Raw genomic sequence first — 16,689 nt, 5'->3', positions numbered from 1 at the left:
CTTAGGCGAATTCCACGTCGTCAACGGTCTTGCGCACCACGGCGCCGATGCGGTAGGCGGCCTCGCCGTGGTCGGCGAGCAGCGCCATCGCCTCGTCGGCACGGTCGGCCGCCACGGCCAGCACCATGCCCACGCCCATGTTGAAGATGTTGAACATCTCCATGTGGTCCACCGCTCCGGCATGCTCGATCACGTCGAAGATCGGCAGCACGGGCCACGATCCCAGCTCGATGCGGGTGGCCAGGCCATCGGGAATCATGCGCGGGATGTTCTCGATGAACCCGCCTCCGGTGATATGCGCCACGCCCTTGACCACACCGGCCTGGAACAACGGCTTCAGAGCCTTGACATAGATGCGGGTCGGCTCCAGCAGCACCTCGCCGAGCGTCTTGCCGTCCAGCTCGTCCAGCGTGGCGTCGACGGTGTATCCGGCCTGTTCGAACAGGGCCTTGCGCACCAGCGAGAAGCCGTTGGAATGCACGCCGGAGGAGGGCAGGCCAATCAGCACGTCGCCCTCGGTGATGCCGGAACCGTCCACGATGGCGGAACGCTCGGCCACGCCGACCGCGAAACCGGCCAGATCGTACTCGTCCTCGGCATACATGCCGGGCATCTCGGCGGTCTCGCCGCCGATCAGGCCGGCACCGGCCTGCACGCAGCCGTCGGCCACGCCGGAGACGACCTGCTCCAGCAGGGCCGGGTCGTTCTTGCCGCAGGCGATGTAGTCCAGGAAGAACAACGGTTCGGCGCCCTGGGCGGCGATATCGTTGACGCACATGGCCACGCAGTCGATGCCGATGGTGTCGTGCTTGTCGGCCATCTTGGCCACGACGAGCTTGGTGCCCACGCCGTCGGTGCCGGAGATCAGCACCGGTTCACGGTATCCGAGCGAGGCGAGGTCGAACAGGCCGCCGAACCCGCCGATGCCGCCGACCACGCCGGGGCGTTCGGTGCGGGCCACATGGGACTTGATGCGCTTGACGACCTCATAGCCGGCCTCGACGCTGACTCCAGCGTTCTCATACGCTTTGGGCATGATCTCCCTTTCTTGGTGCAGCTGGCGCTGCGATGGTTGCTTGGGTTGATGGGTGAAGGATGGGTGCCGTCACTGCTTGGGCGGCCATTCGCCGGGCTTGAGGCCCTTCTGGCAGGAGAACTCGTTGCCCTGGTAGTCGCTGTCGTCCAAGGCGAACTTGGGGATGCGCACACGGTCCTCCGGGGTCAGCGAGGCCAGGAAATCCTGCTCGTAGTCGTCCAGGGCGGTCGGGTAGTCGCCGTTGAAGTACGCCACGCACAGGCCACCGTACGGGGCATCGGCGTTCAAGCCGATCGATTCGATCAGGCCGTCGAGGCTGAGGAAGGCCAACGTGTCGGCGCCGATGAACTCGCGGATCTCCTCGACCGACTTCTTGGCGGCGATCAGCTCCTTGGTGGTGGAGATGTCAATGCCGTAGAAGCAGGGGTACTTCAGCGGCGGCGAGGAGATGCGCATATGCACCTCGGAGGCGCCGGCCTCGCGCAGCAGCTGGACCAGGCGCTTGGAGGTGGTGCCGCGCACGATCGAATCGTCGACGACGACCACGCGCTTGCCGCTGACCACGCCGCGCACGGCGGCGAGCTTCATGCGCACGCCCTGCTCGCGCAGCTCCTGCGTCGGCTGGATGAAGGTGCGGGCCACGTACTGGTTCTTGATCAGACCCATCTCGTTGGGCAGATGCGCCTGTTCGGAATAGCCGGAGGCAGCGGACAGCGACGAGTTCGGCACGGCGATGACCATATCGGCGTCCACCGGCGACTCCTGCGCCAGACGGGCGCCCATGCGCTTGCGGGCCGAATGCACGTTCACGCCGTAGATGTTGGAATCGGGGCGGGCGAAGTAGATGAACTCCATCGAGCAGATCGCCAGCTGCGTGCGGTCGGTGTAGGTGTCGATGCGGTAGCCGTCATCGTCGACCACCACGATCTCGCCGGGGCGGATGTCGCGCACGAGCTCGGCGCCGACGATATCCAGCGCGCAGGTCTCGGAGGCGAGCACGTAGGCGCCGTTGGTCATGCGTCCCAGGGAGAGCGGGCGGAAGCCGTTCGGATCGAGCGCGCCGATCATGGCGTTCTCGGTCATCAGCAGGTAGGCGAACCCACCGTGGACGGTGTTGAGCGCCTCCTTGAGCTTGTCCATGAAGGTGGGCTGCTCGGAGCGGCGGATCAGGTGCATGAGCACCTCGGTATCCGAGTTCGAACGGAAGATCGCGCCCTGGGATTCGAGCTCGCGTCGCAGCGTGGGGCAGTTGGTCAGGTTGCCGTTGTGGGCCAGCGCCATGTCGCCATCGGAGAAGCGGAAGATGAACGGCTGGATGTTGTCCGTCGAGCCGGAGCCGGCGGTCGCATAGCGCACATGGCCGATGGCGCGGTCGCCCTTGAGCCGCTGAATCTCGCGTTCGTCGGAGAACACCTGCGTGAGCAGACCCAGTCCGCGGTGTCCGATCAGATGGCCGTGGTCGTTCGAGACGATGCCGGCGCCCTCCTGCCCGCGGTGCTGCAGCGCGTGCAGGCCGAAGTAGGTCAGTCGGGCCGCGTCCGGGTGCCCCCAGACGCCGAAGATGCCGCATTCCTCGTGGATGTCTTCAAGTTCGGCGGACAAGCCAGATGCCTCCTTGTTAAGGCGTGGAGCATTACAGCACAACGATAGCAATCAAGGGCTACATCCCGGGTGTTGCCCGCGCGGGCGGTACCGACGGCATTCAACTGCGGTTCACCGAATCGAGCGGGGGCGTTCACATTGTTCTGCCGCGTCGTTCAAATTGTGTGTTTACCGTGAAAGGCTGTGTGGCACACCGCCCGCACCATCTGTACAGGAAGAGTAAAAGCATATGAATCACTTGGTTATGCGTCTGAGGCGTCCAATCGTTGTGGCGGCAGCCGCGGCAACGATGCTCGCCATCGTCCCCTCCACCGATGCGCAGGCGGCCGGCGTCCCCGGTTTCGAATCCGGGGAAGCCTACCTGACCAGTCTGCTCGGCGAATACGGCACATACTGGACCGCTCCCGGCGAGCCATATGACGGTACCGGTGTTGGCGGCGCCGTGACCGAGACCGGCGAGGCCGTGCTGCGGCGAAACGACGAGACCATCGTCGCCATCAACAACAAGGCCGCGGCCGATGCCGACCAGACCGCCCGTGCGCTCGCCGACCGCGATGCCGACAAGAACGTCGCCTTCGCCTTCAAGGACGGCTTTGGCCCCATCATCGGAAAGTACTTCGAGGAAGGCTACAACGACGGCAGCCTCGAGCTGGTGGCCAACGTGATGAACGGCAATGGCTGGAGCGCCAATCCCGCCAAGGAGGTCTACCAGTATCCGCGTCCGTATACCGAACGCACCACCTGGCTGCCGAACGCCGACTACAGCACGGACGGCACCAACGACATGGGCACGCTGTCCGACGTGCTGACGATATCCAAGGTCGCGGATGGGCTGGGCAACGACGGCGCCACCCACAGCGCCGACTACCCGAAGAACTACACCGAGGGCTCCTTCCCCTCCGGTCACACCAACAAGGCCTATTCCCGCGCCGTGACGCTGGCCACCATGGTCCCCGAGCTTGCGCCGGAAATCCTGGCCCGCGCCTCCGAAGCGGGCAACAACCGCATCGCGCTCGGCGTGCACTATCCGCTGGACGTGATGGCAGGCCGCATCGGCGGCGCGGCTTCGAACGCGGCATACTTCGAGGCCAACGGCGACACCGTCGACGCGGCCCGCACCCAGCTGCGCGACTACCTGACCCGGCGCTGCCAGCAGGACGGACACGGCGACACGCTCGCCGAATGCATCGTCAACACCGGTGCCGACGACGAGAACGGCTACCGGAACACGTTCACCGATGTCGTTTCCACCGAGCCGGTGACCGATCGCGCCTCCGCCATCGCCGCCTACACGGCCCGCATGACCTACGGCTTTGAACAGGTCAACGCCGCAGGCCAGCCGTTCGTGGCCCCCGATGGTGCCACCGAGCTGCTGCGGTACGCCTACCCGGATCTCAATGATGCGCAGCGCGAGGCCGTGCTCGCCGCCACCGCCATCGATTCCGGCTATCCGCTGGACTCCAGCTCCGAAGGCTGGCAGCGCATCAATCTGGCCCGTGCGCTGAGCTCCAAGGTCACGCTTGACGGGAACGGCACCGTAACCAAGGTGGAGGACGCGGACGCGCCGGAGGTCGTGACGGCTTCGGACACCACCGTCACCGTGTTCGGCATCACCGACTTCCACGGACACATCGAAAATGGCCCGTATTTGGCGACCGCTCTGAACGAGGTCCGTGAGCAGAACCCGAACACCGTGTTCGTCGGCGCGGGCGATCTGGTCGGCGCCTCCGCCTACGCCTCGTCGCTGCAGAACGATGAGCCGGCCATGGAACAGCTTAAGGCCATGGGCCTGGCCGTCTCCACCACGGGCAACCACGAGTTCGACAAGGGCGCCTCCGACCTGGTCGACCGGATCATGCCCGGCGTCTCTCCCGCGCAATACGTGGTTTCCAACGTGACGGGCGGCGCGCTGGACGGCGCGGTTCAGCCGTACGCGATCGTCGAGGTCGGCGGCAAGCGGGTCGCCTTCATCGGAGGCGTCTACGATGACCTGCTCGGCTCGGTCAGTCCCGCAGGCATGCAGGGCGTGACCGTCTCCGATCCGATCGAGGCGATCAACCGCTACGCCGATCAGCTTTCCGACGGTGATACGTCGAACGGCGAAGCGGATGCCGTGGTGGCGCTCGCCCACACCGACGCGAACTCGCTGACCGCTCTGAACGCGAACGTGGACGCGGTGTTCGCCGGACACACGCATCTGGACCAGGCCGCCAGCACCGCGTCCGGTGCCCCGATTCTGCAGGCCGCCAACTACGGCACCGCGTTCGCCACCGTGGATCTGACCATCGGCACCGATGACGCGGTGACCGCGGGCGACTTCGGTGTGCACAGCGTGTTCGCGGAGGACGGCGAGACTCCGCTGTATGATCCCGAGCCGGAGACCCAGGGCATCTATGATGCCGCGAACGCGCAGGCCCAGGAAATCGGCAAGCGGCAACTCGGCACCGTCGCCGAAGGTTCCGTGTTCAACCGCGGTTCCGACAAGCCCGGCGACGTGACCGGTAACGGCAACAACCGCGGTGTGGAATCCACGCTCGGCCATCTGCAGGGTGACGTGACGTTGTGGGCCGCCAACTATTCGATGGGGGAGGGTGCCGCCGACATCGGCGTGATCAACCCCGGCGGCCTGCGCGCCGACCTCGACCCGAATGGCGACGGCATCGTCACCTATCAGGAGGCGCACGACGTGCTGCCGTTCGGCAACACCAACGCGGTCGTGACACTGACCGGCGCGCAGCTGAAGACCATGTTCGAGCAGCAGTGGCAGCCGGCGGGCGAGGATCGCCCGGTGCTGTGGCTGGGGGTGTCCAGCAACGTGACCTACAAGTACGAGACCGCCACTGAAACCGTGGACGGCGTGGACGTCCCGCGCGGACACGTCTTCGACCTGCGTGTCAACGGCAAAGAGGTCAAGGACGATGACACCTTCAAGGTGGCCGGCAACTCCTTCCTGCTGGCCGGCGGCGACAACTTCACCGTCTTCCAGGAGGGGGCCGACTATGTGGACACCGGGTTCGTGGACCTCGACGGTTTCGTCGAGTATCTGAAGGCGAACCCGAATATCGTCGCGCCCAAGACCCGCCTGTCGGCCGGTTTCTCGAACATCAAGCTGGACGGTGACACGCTGTCCTTCGATGTGACCGGTCTGGCTTACACGGCCGGCGAGGCCGCGCCTAAGGCCATCGACCTGCATGTCAACGGCGTGGATTTCGGTGTGGTCGAAGGCGTGGATGCCGGCAACTATCAGGATGTGTCCAATGGTCCGGGCGCCGGTTGGGTGCACGTGACCAAGACCCTGACCTCCGACGAGTTGGCGCAACTGGTCGACCCTGCGACCGGCGCGGTCGACCTGCGCAACGCCGAGGTCATCTCCCTGTTCACTGATACTGAGATTCAGGCCGCCAAGGATTCCCGTAACCCGGCCGGTGGCGAAGGTTCCGAGGTTGTGCCCGGCGATGCGCCCGGTGACGAGACCGGTGACGGCGGCCAGCCGGGTGCCGACCAGCCGGATAAGAAGCCGCAGGACGGGGCCCAGCAGTCTGGCGATAAGACGTCCGGCAAGCTGTCGCAGACCGGTTCCGCGGTGGCGCTGGTCGCAGTCGGCGCCGTGTTGGCTGCGGCCGGTGCCACGGTTATCGTCGTGCGCCGCCAGCGTCAGTGTTGAGACGGTGGTCGTCGTCGGATGACGATTGCCCGTGATTCGACGGACTGATACGAGGGCCGCCGGCATTCGATTCCGGAATCGGGTCGAGTGCCAGCGGTCTTGTCGTATCCGGGGCTGTGCGATGGGCCTTGTGCCTGATCCCATGTCCGGTCTTGTATTTTCCGGGACGTGTTCCGCGACCGGACCGTGATGTATCCCGTCCGGATTGCGCGACATCGCTCGGTCCGGATCGTATGACACGTCGCGGTTCGTACAAATGTTCGAATGATTTGCTATGCTGGTGGCATTGTTCTCGGTACGGCAGGCAACGGAGGGGGGCGTGATGCGTGAACGGGTGTATCTTGCCATCGACCTCAAGTCGTTCTATGCCTCCGTGGAATGCCGGGAACGGGGACTCGACCCGCTGTCCACGCATCTGGTGGTGGCGGATGAATCCCGTACGGACAAAACCATCTGCCTGGCGGTCTCGCCGTCGTTGAAGGCATACGGGCTGCCGGGGCGGTGCCGGTTGTTCGAGGTGCGGGAACGGCTGCGGGCGATCAATGAGGAGCGTCGTCTGCGGGCGCCGGGCCGGCGGCTGGCGGGGGAGTCGTTCGATGCGGCCGAGCTGGCCGATTACCCGGAGCGTGCAGCCGGACTGATCATCGCCAAGCCGCGTATGTCGCACTATCTGCGGTGCAGCGGTGATGTCTACCGTGTGTATCTGCGGTATGCGGCCGCCGAGGACATCCATGTGTATTCGATCGATGAGGTGTTCATCGACGCCACGCGGTATCTACGCGCGCGTGGCATGACCCCGCGGCAGATGGCCGCCGCGATTGTGCGCGACGTCGCGGCCGCCACCGGCATCACGGCCACAGCCGGCATCGGCACCAACCTGTATCTGGCCAAGGTGGCCATGGACATCGTGGCCAAGCACATCCCCGCCGACGCCGACGGCGTGCGTGTGGCCGAGTTGGATGAGATGTCCTATCGGCGGCTGTTGTGGGATCACCGCCCGTTGACCGATTTCTGGCGGATCGGACACGGGTATGCCAGGAAGCTGGAGGCGCAGGGGCTGCTGACCATGGGGGATATCGCCCGTTGCTCGCTCGGCTCCGCCTCCGACTATTACAACGAGGACCTGCTCTATCGGATGTTTGGGGTCAACGCCGAACTGCTCATCGACCACGCCTGGGGGTGGGAGCCGTGCACGATCGCCGACATCAAGGCGTACCGGCCGGAAGGCCACAGCATCAGCTCCGGCCAGGTGCTGCAGGGGCCGGTCGATTTCGCCACGGCACGGCTGATCGCCAAGGAGATGGCCGACTCGGTGGCGTTGGATTTGACCGCGCAAGGATTGTTGGCTGGCCGTGTGGGATTGGCCGTCGGCTATGACATCGGCAACGTGGACCCGTCCAAGCTGGAATGCGCGCCGCTGGGCAACGGCGGGGGAACGCGTGCATACGCCGGGCCGGTGAAGGAGGACCGGTACGGACGTACTGTCCCCAAACCCGCGAACGGCTCCATACCGTTGGGCAAGCGGACGGATTCGGCGACCCGGTTGCGTGAGGTGATGACGGAACTGTTCAACCGATTGGTCGATCCCTCGCTGATGGTGCGTCGCATCACCGTGGTCGCCGACGACCTGCATCCGGCAGAGGCATCGAAGACGGAAGATGTTGGGTACGAGCAGCCCGACCTGTTCTCCGCGCTGGCTGCGGATGGGGGACCGCGAGACGCCATTGACGCGGGCCGGACCGGCGATCGCCGGAACGGCGGGGCACGGCGGGGCGTGGACGCTTCCGATGAACAGCCTGTTGATGCGGGGGAATCGGCGGCGTCACGTGAACGCGACATCCAACAGACGCTGCTGGATGTCAAGCACAAATTCGGCAGGAACGCCGTCATCAAGGCGATGAACATGGAACCCGGTGCCACCGGACAACAGCGCAACCGGCAGATCGGAGGGCACGCCGCATGAACGGAGGACGCCATGGCGCTTGAAACCACACACCGGTATGACGACATCATCAACCTGCCGCATCACGTCTCGCGGCGGCATCCGCCGATGTCGCGGCATAACCGCGCCGCCCAGTTCATGCCGTTCGCTGCGGTGGCCGGATATGACGCCATCATCGCCGAAACCGCTGCCCGCAACGAGAAGCGGGTGGCGGCCGAGAACGCGCCCGTCGACGGTGTGGACGAAGGCTGGATTCCCGCCTGACGCCGGCGATCGGCGCCTTCGGGTTGTCGGCGCATCGAGCGTCAGGGCAGGGGATCGTCGTTAAACGGTTGAGCTCCGGGTGATGCCGGAGCTCAACCGATTGACGTGGCGGATATCTCGGGTATGTTATGGATTCACAGGCCCAGTTCCTTGACCCACTGGGACAGCGCGGCCTCGCCGTCGCGCGTGGTCAGGCGCTTGCCGGTCTTCCAGTTCGTCTCTGTCGAGCAGCATCCGTGCAGATGCGCGCCGTCAGCGCCACGGGTGCTCGTCGAGGACGTGGCGAACGTCACGACGGTCTTGCCGGAGAAATCCTGTCCTTCGAGGAACGTGCGGATGATGTTCGGCGCCTGCTCCCACCACAGCGGGTAGCCGACGAACACCGTGTCATAGGCGGAGATGTCCGGCATGTCGGCGATCTCCGGACGGATCGACGGATTCTCATGCTCGCGCACGCAACGGCTCGCATGATCGGTCCAGTTCAGATCGGATGCGGTATAGGGCAGGGCCGGAATCAGCTCGACGATGTCGGCGTTGATGGCCTTGGCCAAATGTTCGGCAACGGTACGTGTCGTACCGGAAGCGGAAAAATAGGTAACCAGCTTGATGCTCATGCAGTAGTCCTTTTCTGATGAAAATGGTTCATCGGCTGTTGATGGTGCCGATGTAATTGATTCACAGCGCGCCGATGGAGATCATCGACTTGATGGCACGGCGTTCGTCCATGGCCTCGTATGCATCCTGCACATGATCAAGGTCGAAATCGGCGGTGAAGATCATGCCCGGATTGATGTCGCCATTGAGGATTTTCGCCACCAGCCCGTTCTTGCCGTTCGCGTACGGTGTAACGGAGGCAGGCCCGCCGCTGAGTGTGACGTTGCGCCAGAACAGGTTGTTGACATCGATGTTGGTGGTATGGGGCACGCCGACGCGGCCGATGAACCCGCCTGGGCGGGCCACGGCCAGCGCGGATAGGGTCGATTGTTCGGTGCCAACGCATTCAAGTACACTGTCGGCACCTATGCCATCGGTCAGTTCCATAACACGGGAGACGGCCTCGTCGCCACGTTCCGGGACAATGTCGGTCGCGCCGAATGCGCGGGCGACTTGCTGACGGTCTTCATAGCGACTCATCGCGATGATGCGTTCGGCACCTTGCAGCTTGGCGGACAGCACGCCGCACAGTCCCACACCGCCGTCCCCGAATACCACCGCTGTACCGCCGGGCTGAACTCTTGCACATGTTGCCGCGTGATAGCCGGTGCACATCACGTCGGCGACGGTCAGCAGTGAGGCAATGGTCTCATCGGATAGTTCATGGGGATCCGCCGGGACCTTGACCAGTGAGGTGTCGGCCGAATAGACGCGCATATATTCAGCTTGGTATCCGGCATTGCCACCCGGCTCGGCGTTGAAACAGTTGGACTCGAACCCCGCCTTGCATGCTGCGCATTCGCCGCAGCAGTGGGTGAACGGCACGATGACGAAATCGCCTTCTTGTAGGGTGTGTACATCGTCGCCGATTCGTTCAACAACACCCAGCGCTTCATGACCGGTGAGCGATCCGTGCTGGCGTTGACCGATGCCGCGGAACCACCATAGATCGGAACCGCAGACGCAGGCCTTGATAACGCGAACGATCACATCGCCTGGTTTCCTGATTTCGGGCATCGGCACCTCGTGGACTTCCATACGGTGCGGCTCGACGAATACTGCTGCTTTCATGGATTCACCTTTCCACATGCGCATTTGGTATGAGTCATGCGTGACTGAACGGCAATGTAGGTTGTTGTCGATTCGTTGGCTGTGCAGTTATATTCTAGCGTTGCATCGACGGCGTTAAACAATGACGACTTGCCATAACCATATGCATAATATGCATGAATAATTCCGGCATGTTCGATATGGGGCGTTTGCGTGTGCAACATACGATTGTGCCCGGTTCCATGCGGTGGAAACCGCGTAGAACCGGGCACAACGAATGGTTGCATATGCTGAGATTGTCGCTGACGGACTGTGATGCGGCAATATGACACAGTCCATCAGCATCCGCTATTACCGAATGTGTTACGACAATGCGGCCGTCAGGCGGCGAAGTACTCGACGCCGGCCTCGAAGATCGGCTGGTACTTGTTGCCCGGCACGTTGACGTACAGGCCGTTGCCGGAACGCTCCGAATGGCCCATCTTGCCGAACACGCGGCCGTCCGGGCTGGTGATGCCCTCGATGGCCAGCAGCGAGCCGTTCGGGTTCACGCTCAGGTCCATCGACGGCACGCCGGCCTCGTCCACGTACTGCGTGGCGATCTGGCCGTTGGCCTTGAGCTGCGCCAGCACCTCGTCCGAGGCCACGAAACGGCCCTCGCCATGGGAGATGGCCACCGTGTGCACGTCGCCGACCGAGGTCTTGGACAGCCACGGCGAGAGGTTCGACGCCACACGGGTGCGCACCAGACGGCTCTGGTGGCGGCCGATCGTGTTGAACGTCAGCGTCGGGCATTCGGCGGTCATCGGCACGATGTCGCCGAACGGCACCAGACCCAGCTTGATGAGCGCCTGGAAGCCATTGCAGATGCCCAGCATCAGGCCATCGCGGTTCTTGAGCAGGTCACGCACTGCGTCGGTGACCGCGGGGGCGCGGAAGAACGCGGTGATGAACTTCGCGGAGCCATCCGGCTCGTCGCCGCCCGAGAATCCGCCGGGGATCATCACGATCTGGCTCCTGCGGATCTCGTCGACCAACGCTTGCGTCGACTCGGCGACGGCTGACGGGGTCAGGTTGTTGATGACCAGCGTGGTCACGTCGGCGCCCGCACGCTCGAACGCGGCGGCGGAATCGTACTCGCAGTTGTTGCCGGGGAAGACCGGGATGATGACATGCGGCTTGGCCACCGCGGAGCCCGTATACACGGTCTTCTTCGGTGCTTCGAACGACACGGTCTCGACCGGTGCCTCGGCGGCCTTGCCCTCGCTGCGGTACGGGAACACGGATTCGATGCCGCCCTCCCACTTGTCCTGCAGGTCGTTGAGATCCAGCGTCTCGCCGCAGGCCTCGAACACGTAGTCCTCGCAGGTCACGCCGATCTGGCCGACCTCCACCAGGTTCGTGACCTTGGGCAGTTCGGCGTAGTCGTCGAGTTCGACGAGGAACGAACCGTAGGCCGGGGTGAACAGGTCGTCGAGGGCGATGGACGGGTCGAGCTTGACGCCGATGCCGTTGCCGACCGTCATCTTGAACAGTGCCTCGGCCGTCGCGCCATAGCCCGGCGTGGAGACGGCGACCGCGTCATGGAAGTCGACGAGGTATTCGACCATCGTCATTGCGGCCAGCAGACCGTCCTTGTCCGGGGTCAACCCGTCGGCCAGATAGCGCGGGGCGATGCGCACCACGCGGTGACCGGCCTTCTTGAATTCGGGGGAGGTGGTGTGACGCATGTCGCCCACCGCCACGGCGAAGGAGATCAGCGTCGGCGGCACGTCGAGGTCCTCGAAGCTGCCGCTCATCGAATCCTTGCCGCCGATCGCGCCGACTCCGAAATCGGCCTGCGCCATCAGCGCGCCGAGCACCGAGGCGACGGGCTTGCCCCAGCGGGTCGGATCGTCCTTGAGCTTGCCGAAATACTCCTGGAAGCTCAGATAGGCCTTCTCATGCTCGAAACCGGCGGCCACCAGCTTGGACAGCGATTCGACGACCGCCAGATACGCGCCGGTGAACTGGTTCTTCTCGGAGATATACGGGTTGAAGCCCCACGCCATCGCGGAGGCGGTGGTGGTCTCGCCGAACACCGGGAACTTGGCGACCATGGCCATGTTCGGGGTCAGCTGTTTGCGGCCGCCGAACGGCATGAGCACGGTGCCCGCGCCGATCGTGGAATCGAATCGCTCCGACAGGCCCTTGTTCGAGGCCACGTTGATATCGGTGACGAGCTTGTCCATGCGTTCGGACAGCGTGCCGGACATCCACGGGGTGGCGTAGCCGGCACCGGACTCCACATGCACGTCCATATGCTTGGGGGCGCCGTTCGAATTGAGGAATTCGCGGGACAGGCTGACGATCACGTCGCCGTTCCAGGTCATCTTAAGGGTCTTCTCCTCGGTGACGGTGGCGATGACCGTGGCCTCCAGATTCTCCTCGCGCGCATAGCCCAGGAACTCATCCACGTCCTCGGCCGCGATGGCCACGGCCATGCGCTCCTGGGATTCGGAGATCGCCAGCTCGGTGCCGTCCAGGCCCTCGTACTTCTTCGGCACGGTGTTCAGATCGATGTCCAGGCCGTCGGCGATCTCGCCGGTGGCCACGGATACGCCGCCCGCGCCGAAGTCGTTGCAGCGCTTGATCAGACGGCAGGCGTCGCCGCGGCGGAACAGGCGCTGCAGCTTGCGTTCGATCGGCGCGTTGCCCTTCTGCACCTCGGCGCCGCAATCCTCCAGGCTCTCCACATTCTGCGACTTGGAGGCGCCGGTGGCGCCGCCGATGCCGTCACGGCCGGTGCGGCCGCCGAGCAGGATGATCTTGTCGCCGGGGGCGGGCTCCTCGCGGCGGACATGATCGGCCGGGGTGGCGCCCACCACGGCGCCGACCTCCATGCGCTTGGCCACATAGCCGGGGTGGTAGAGCTCATCGACCTGGCCGGTGGCCAGACCGATCTGGTTGCCGTACGACGAGTAGCCGGCAGCGGCCGTGGTGACGAGCTTGCGCTGGGGGAGCTTGCCCTCGAGCGTCTGCGAGACCGGGACGGTCGGATCGGCCGCGCCGGTCACACGCATCGCCTGATACACGTAGGAGCGGCCCGACAGCGGGTCGCGGATGCAGCCGCCGATGCAGGTGGCCGCGCCGCCGAACGGTTCGATCTCGGTGGGATGGTTGTGCGTCTCGTTCTTGAACAGGAACAGCCAATCCTGCATCTCACCGTCCACATCGACCTGGACCTTCACCGTGCAGGCGTTGATCTCATCGGATTCGTCCAGATTCTTCAGGATGCCGTTGGTCTTGAGCCACTTGGCGCCGATCGTGCCCATGTCCATCAGCGTGACCGGACGCTCGTCGCGTCCCAGCTCGTGGCGCATGGCCATGTACCGGTCGAATGCGGCCCTGACCGTCGCGTCGTCGATCTCGATATGCTCCAGCTGCGTGCCGAAGGTCGTGTGACGGCAGTGATCCGACCAGTAGGTGTCGATGACCTTGATCTCGGTGATCGTCGGATCGCGGTGTTCGCCGCGGAAATACCGCTGGCAGAACCGGGCGTCCGCCAGATCCATCGCCAGGCCGCGTTCGTCGATGAACGCCTGCAGACCGGCATCATCCAGATCGTTGAATCCGGCGATGACCTCCACCTTGCCCGGCTGGGCGACCTCCATCTTCAGCGTGGTCCTGGTCTCCAGCGAGGCCTCGCGGGCCTCGACCGGGTTGATGACGTAATGCTTGACGGCCTCGATGTCGGCGTCGGACAACGCTCCGGACAGGGCATACACCTTGGCGGAGCGCACGGTCGGGCGTTCGCCCTGGCTGATGAGCTGGATGCATTCGCTGGCCGAATCGGCGCGCTGATCGAACTGACCGGGCAGGTACTCGACGGCGAACACGGCCGCATCGCCGAAATCCGGCAGGTCGGCACCGACGGTATCGACCTGCGGCTCGCTGAACACGGTCGGAGTGGCCTGCTCGAACAGCTCCTGGCTGATGCCCTCCACGTCATACCGGTTGACGATGCGCACGCCCTCCAACGCCTCGATGCCGAGGATGGTCCTCAGCTCGCCGGCGAGCTGCTGCGCCTCGACGTCGAAGCCGGGTTTCTTTTCCACGTATACGCGAAAAACCACGATTGATAACTCCTTCAATGGTCGAATAAGCCCACATCCTGTCAGGATGCGGGCTCGGATGTCACTCGGCGGAATCGACGCCCTCGGAGGCGGCCAGCGCCATCAGTCGGTCGTAGATCTCCTCGTAGGCGGGGATGATGTTGCCCAGGTCGCGGCGGAACAGGTCCTTGTCCAGGTGCTCGATCTTGCCGCTGTGATCCTTCTGGTCCCACAGGCGGCAGGTGTCGGGGGTGATCTCGTCGGCCAGCAGGATCGTGCCGTCCGAGGTCTTGCCCTCCTCGATCTTGAAATCGACGAGCTTGACGTCGATCTTGGCGAAGATGTCCAGCAGCGCGGCGTTCACGGCGCGTGCCTGGCGGGAGATCTCGGCGATCTCATCCTCATCGGCCAGGCCGAGGGCCACGATGCCGTCCTCGTTGATGAACGGGTCGCCCAGCGCATCGGACTTCAGGCAGAACTCCAGGATCGGCTTCCGCAGCTCGGTGCCCTCCTCCACGCCGTAGCGCTTGGCGAACGAGCCGGCGGCCGTGTTACGCATGATGATCTCCAGCGGGTACATGTCCATCTTCTTGACCAGCTGTTCGGTCTCGGAGATGCGGCGCACGAAATGGCTGTCCACGCCACGGGCCTTGAGCAGGTCGAAGATCACGGAGGTGATGCGGTTGTTCAGCGAGCCCTTGCCTTCGATCTGGGCCTTCTTCTCGCCGTTGCCGGCCGTGGCCTGGTTCATGTACTCGACCCAGAGCACATCCGGGTCGTCCGTTGCATACAGCTTCTTGGCCTTGCCCTCGTAGAGCTTCTCCAGCTTCTCCATGATCTGCCTTTCGCAAACCGCGTCAAACCGCGGGATATCAAGGGTGAATGGTACGAGGTACAGGCTACCAACCGCCGACTACAACCGACACGGGCCGAGTCATGCCATCATTCCGGATTCCCGCCATGGACCGCGAGGCATCCACGTCACGGATGCGTCACGGCCCGGAAGGCCGCCCCGGGGATTCACCGCACGTCGATACGGAGCGCATCGGCCACACGGCCGGCCTTCGCGCGCGCCTCGTCGGGCGTCGGCGCGATCGCCAGCGCCACGGCCATGCGCCGGTGCCCGTGTACCTCGGGCTTGGCGAAGATGCGCAGATCGGTATCCGGTTCGGCCAGTGCCGCCGGAACATTCGAGAACACGGCCTGACCGTCGCCTTCGACCACGATCGCATGGCTGGCCGCGGCCGTGCCCTGCGGAATCGACAGCGCCACATGGCCGTCGGTCACAGGCAGGCCCAGAATCGCGCGCGCATGCAGCGCGAACTCGCTCAGCCGCTGCGAGGCCATCGTCACCATGCCGGTGTCGTGCGGGCGGGGGGAGACCTCGTTGAACAGCACCGAGCCATCGGTCAGCACGAACAGCTCCACGCCGAACACACCCCAACCATGCTCGCCGGTCGCCCGCGCCTTGCCGACCAGTCCCTCGACGGCGGTCCGCGCGATGCGCCGCGCCTGCTCCAGCACCGCGGCGTCGGTGGCCGCCGGCTGCCAGGATTCCCGGTAATCGCCGCTTTCCTGACGCTGTCCGATCGGCGCGCAGGCCACAATGCCCGCGGACGAACTGACGGTCAGCACGGTGAGCTCATAATCCAGCGGTGCCAACGCCTCCACGATCACGCGCGACACATCCCCCTCGCCGGCCGCACGCCGTCCGGTCTGCGCCTCGATCCACGCCGCCTCGATCCCATCGGCCGAGCGCACGATCGACTGGCCATGGCCGGACGAACTCATCACCGGCTTGACCACACACGGATACCCCACAACCCCGGCACCGTCGCGCAGCTCCTCCAACGAGCCGGCGAACCGGTACGGCGTGGTCGGCAGACCCAATTCCTCGTGGGCGAGCACGCGCAGGCGTTCGCGGTCCATACAGATCGCGGCGATTTCGGCGCTCGGCACCACCTGCATGCCCGCGGCCGCGGCATCCGCCAGCTCGCTGGTGGCGATGGCCTCCACCTCCGGCACGATGATGTCGGGACGCACCTCGTCGAACAACGCGCGCAGCTGCGCGGCGTCGGCCATATCCAGCACGCGCGCCTCATGCGCCACCTGCTGCGCCGGGGCGCCGGCATACGAATCGGCGGCGCACACCCACGCGCCGAGCCGCATCAGCTCGATCACCACCTCCTTGCCGAGTTCACCGGCGCCCAGGAACAGCACGCGGGTGGCGCGGCTGCCCAACGGCGTGCCGAGCGGGCGGGCCGTCGCATGCCCGGCGTCGGGAACGGCAACGGTGGCGGTGGACTGATTGGCGGACTGATCGATCGTGTTCTGCGTCATACTCACATTCTGCCATCGTCCGGCGATGTCCGTGGCACGCATG

The 16,689-nt window shown here is 64.8% G+C and carries 10 protein-coding genes; 3 read left to right on the top strand and 7 right to left on the bottom strand.

Going from position 1 to position 16,689, the window contains the following annotated elements:
• Position 1 precedes the first annotated feature (1 nt).
• Positions 2-1,036 carry a phosphoribosylformylglycinamidine cyclo-ligase gene (purM, locus tag OU11_RS01010; RefSeq protein ID WP_033513961.1) on the bottom strand — a complete coding sequence of 345 codons (1,035 nt, stop codon included), beginning with the start codon at positions 1,034-1,036 and terminating at the stop codon, positions 2-4.
• Positions 1,037-1,105: 69 nt separating this feature from the next.
• A complete protein-coding gene (gene purF, locus OU11_RS01005; RefSeq protein ID WP_033513960.1) occupies positions 1,106-2,638 on the bottom strand; it encodes an amidophosphoribosyltransferase in 1,533 nt (510 codons plus the stop codon).
• A gap of 268 nt (positions 2,639-2,906) precedes the next feature.
• Between purF and OU11_RS08730 the strand changes: the two genes are divergently transcribed.
• The 3 genes from OU11_RS08730 (at position 2,907) to OU11_RS00990 (ending at position 8,508) form a co-directional block, all read left to right on the top strand.
• Positions 2,907-6,302: a 5'-nucleotidase C-terminal domain-containing protein gene (locus tag OU11_RS08730; protein WP_161782748.1), complete on the top strand. Its 3,396-nt coding sequence runs from the start codon at positions 2,907-2,909 to the stop codon at positions 6,300-6,302.
• A 322-nt stretch (positions 6,303-6,624) separates the two neighbouring features.
• The gene (locus OU11_RS00995) at positions 6,625-8,265 is read left to right on the top strand and encodes a Y-family DNA polymerase (protein ID WP_033514047.1); all 1,641 of its coding nucleotides are present in this window, start codon (positions 6,625-6,627) and stop codon (positions 8,263-8,265) included.
• A 12-nt stretch (positions 8,266-8,277) separates the two neighbouring features.
• A complete protein-coding gene (locus OU11_RS00990) occupies positions 8,278-8,508 on the top strand; it encodes a hypothetical protein (RefSeq protein WP_033513959.1) in 231 nt (76 codons plus the stop codon).
• A 134-nt stretch (positions 8,509-8,642) separates the two neighbouring features.
• Here the strand turns inward: OU11_RS00990 and OU11_RS00985 are convergent, their stop codons facing one another.
• From OU11_RS00985 to purT, 5 genes are all read right to left on the bottom strand, one after another.
• Positions 8,643-9,122 carry a flavodoxin gene (locus OU11_RS00985; protein WP_033513958.1) on the bottom strand — a complete coding sequence of 160 codons (480 nt, stop codon included), beginning with the start codon at positions 9,120-9,122 and terminating at the stop codon, positions 8,643-8,645.
• Between the two features lie 61 nt (positions 9,123-9,183).
• On the bottom strand, positions 9,184-10,233 hold the full coding sequence (locus OU11_RS00980; protein ID WP_033513957.1) for a zinc-dependent alcohol dehydrogenase family protein: 1,050 nt from the start codon (positions 10,231-10,233) through the stop codon (positions 9,184-9,186).
• A gap of 359 nt (positions 10,234-10,592) precedes the next feature.
• Positions 10,593-14,327 carry a phosphoribosylformylglycinamidine synthase gene (locus tag OU11_RS00975; protein ID WP_033513956.1) on the bottom strand — a complete coding sequence of 1,245 codons (3,735 nt, stop codon included), beginning with the start codon at positions 14,325-14,327 and terminating at the stop codon, positions 10,593-10,595.
• 61 nt (positions 14,328-14,388) lie between these two features.
• A complete protein-coding gene (gene purC, locus OU11_RS00970) occupies positions 14,389-15,141 on the bottom strand; it encodes a phosphoribosylaminoimidazolesuccinocarboxamide synthase (protein ID WP_033513955.1) in 753 nt (250 codons plus the stop codon).
• A 185-nt stretch (positions 15,142-15,326) separates the two neighbouring features.
• A complete protein-coding gene (purT, locus tag OU11_RS00965) occupies positions 15,327-16,646 on the bottom strand; it encodes a formate-dependent phosphoribosylglycinamide formyltransferase (RefSeq protein ID WP_033513954.1) in 1,320 nt (439 codons plus the stop codon).
• Positions 16,647-16,689 lie beyond the last annotated feature (43 nt).

Origin of the sequence: Bifidobacterium pullorum DSM 20433 (assembly GCF_000771405.1) — a bacterium.
Taxonomy (GTDB): domain Bacteria; phylum Actinomycetota; class Actinomycetes; order Actinomycetales; family Bifidobacteriaceae; genus Bifidobacterium; species Bifidobacterium pullorum.
The sequence above is the reverse complement of the archived record's forward strand: the minus strand, read 5'-3'. Positions and strand labels throughout refer to the sequence as shown.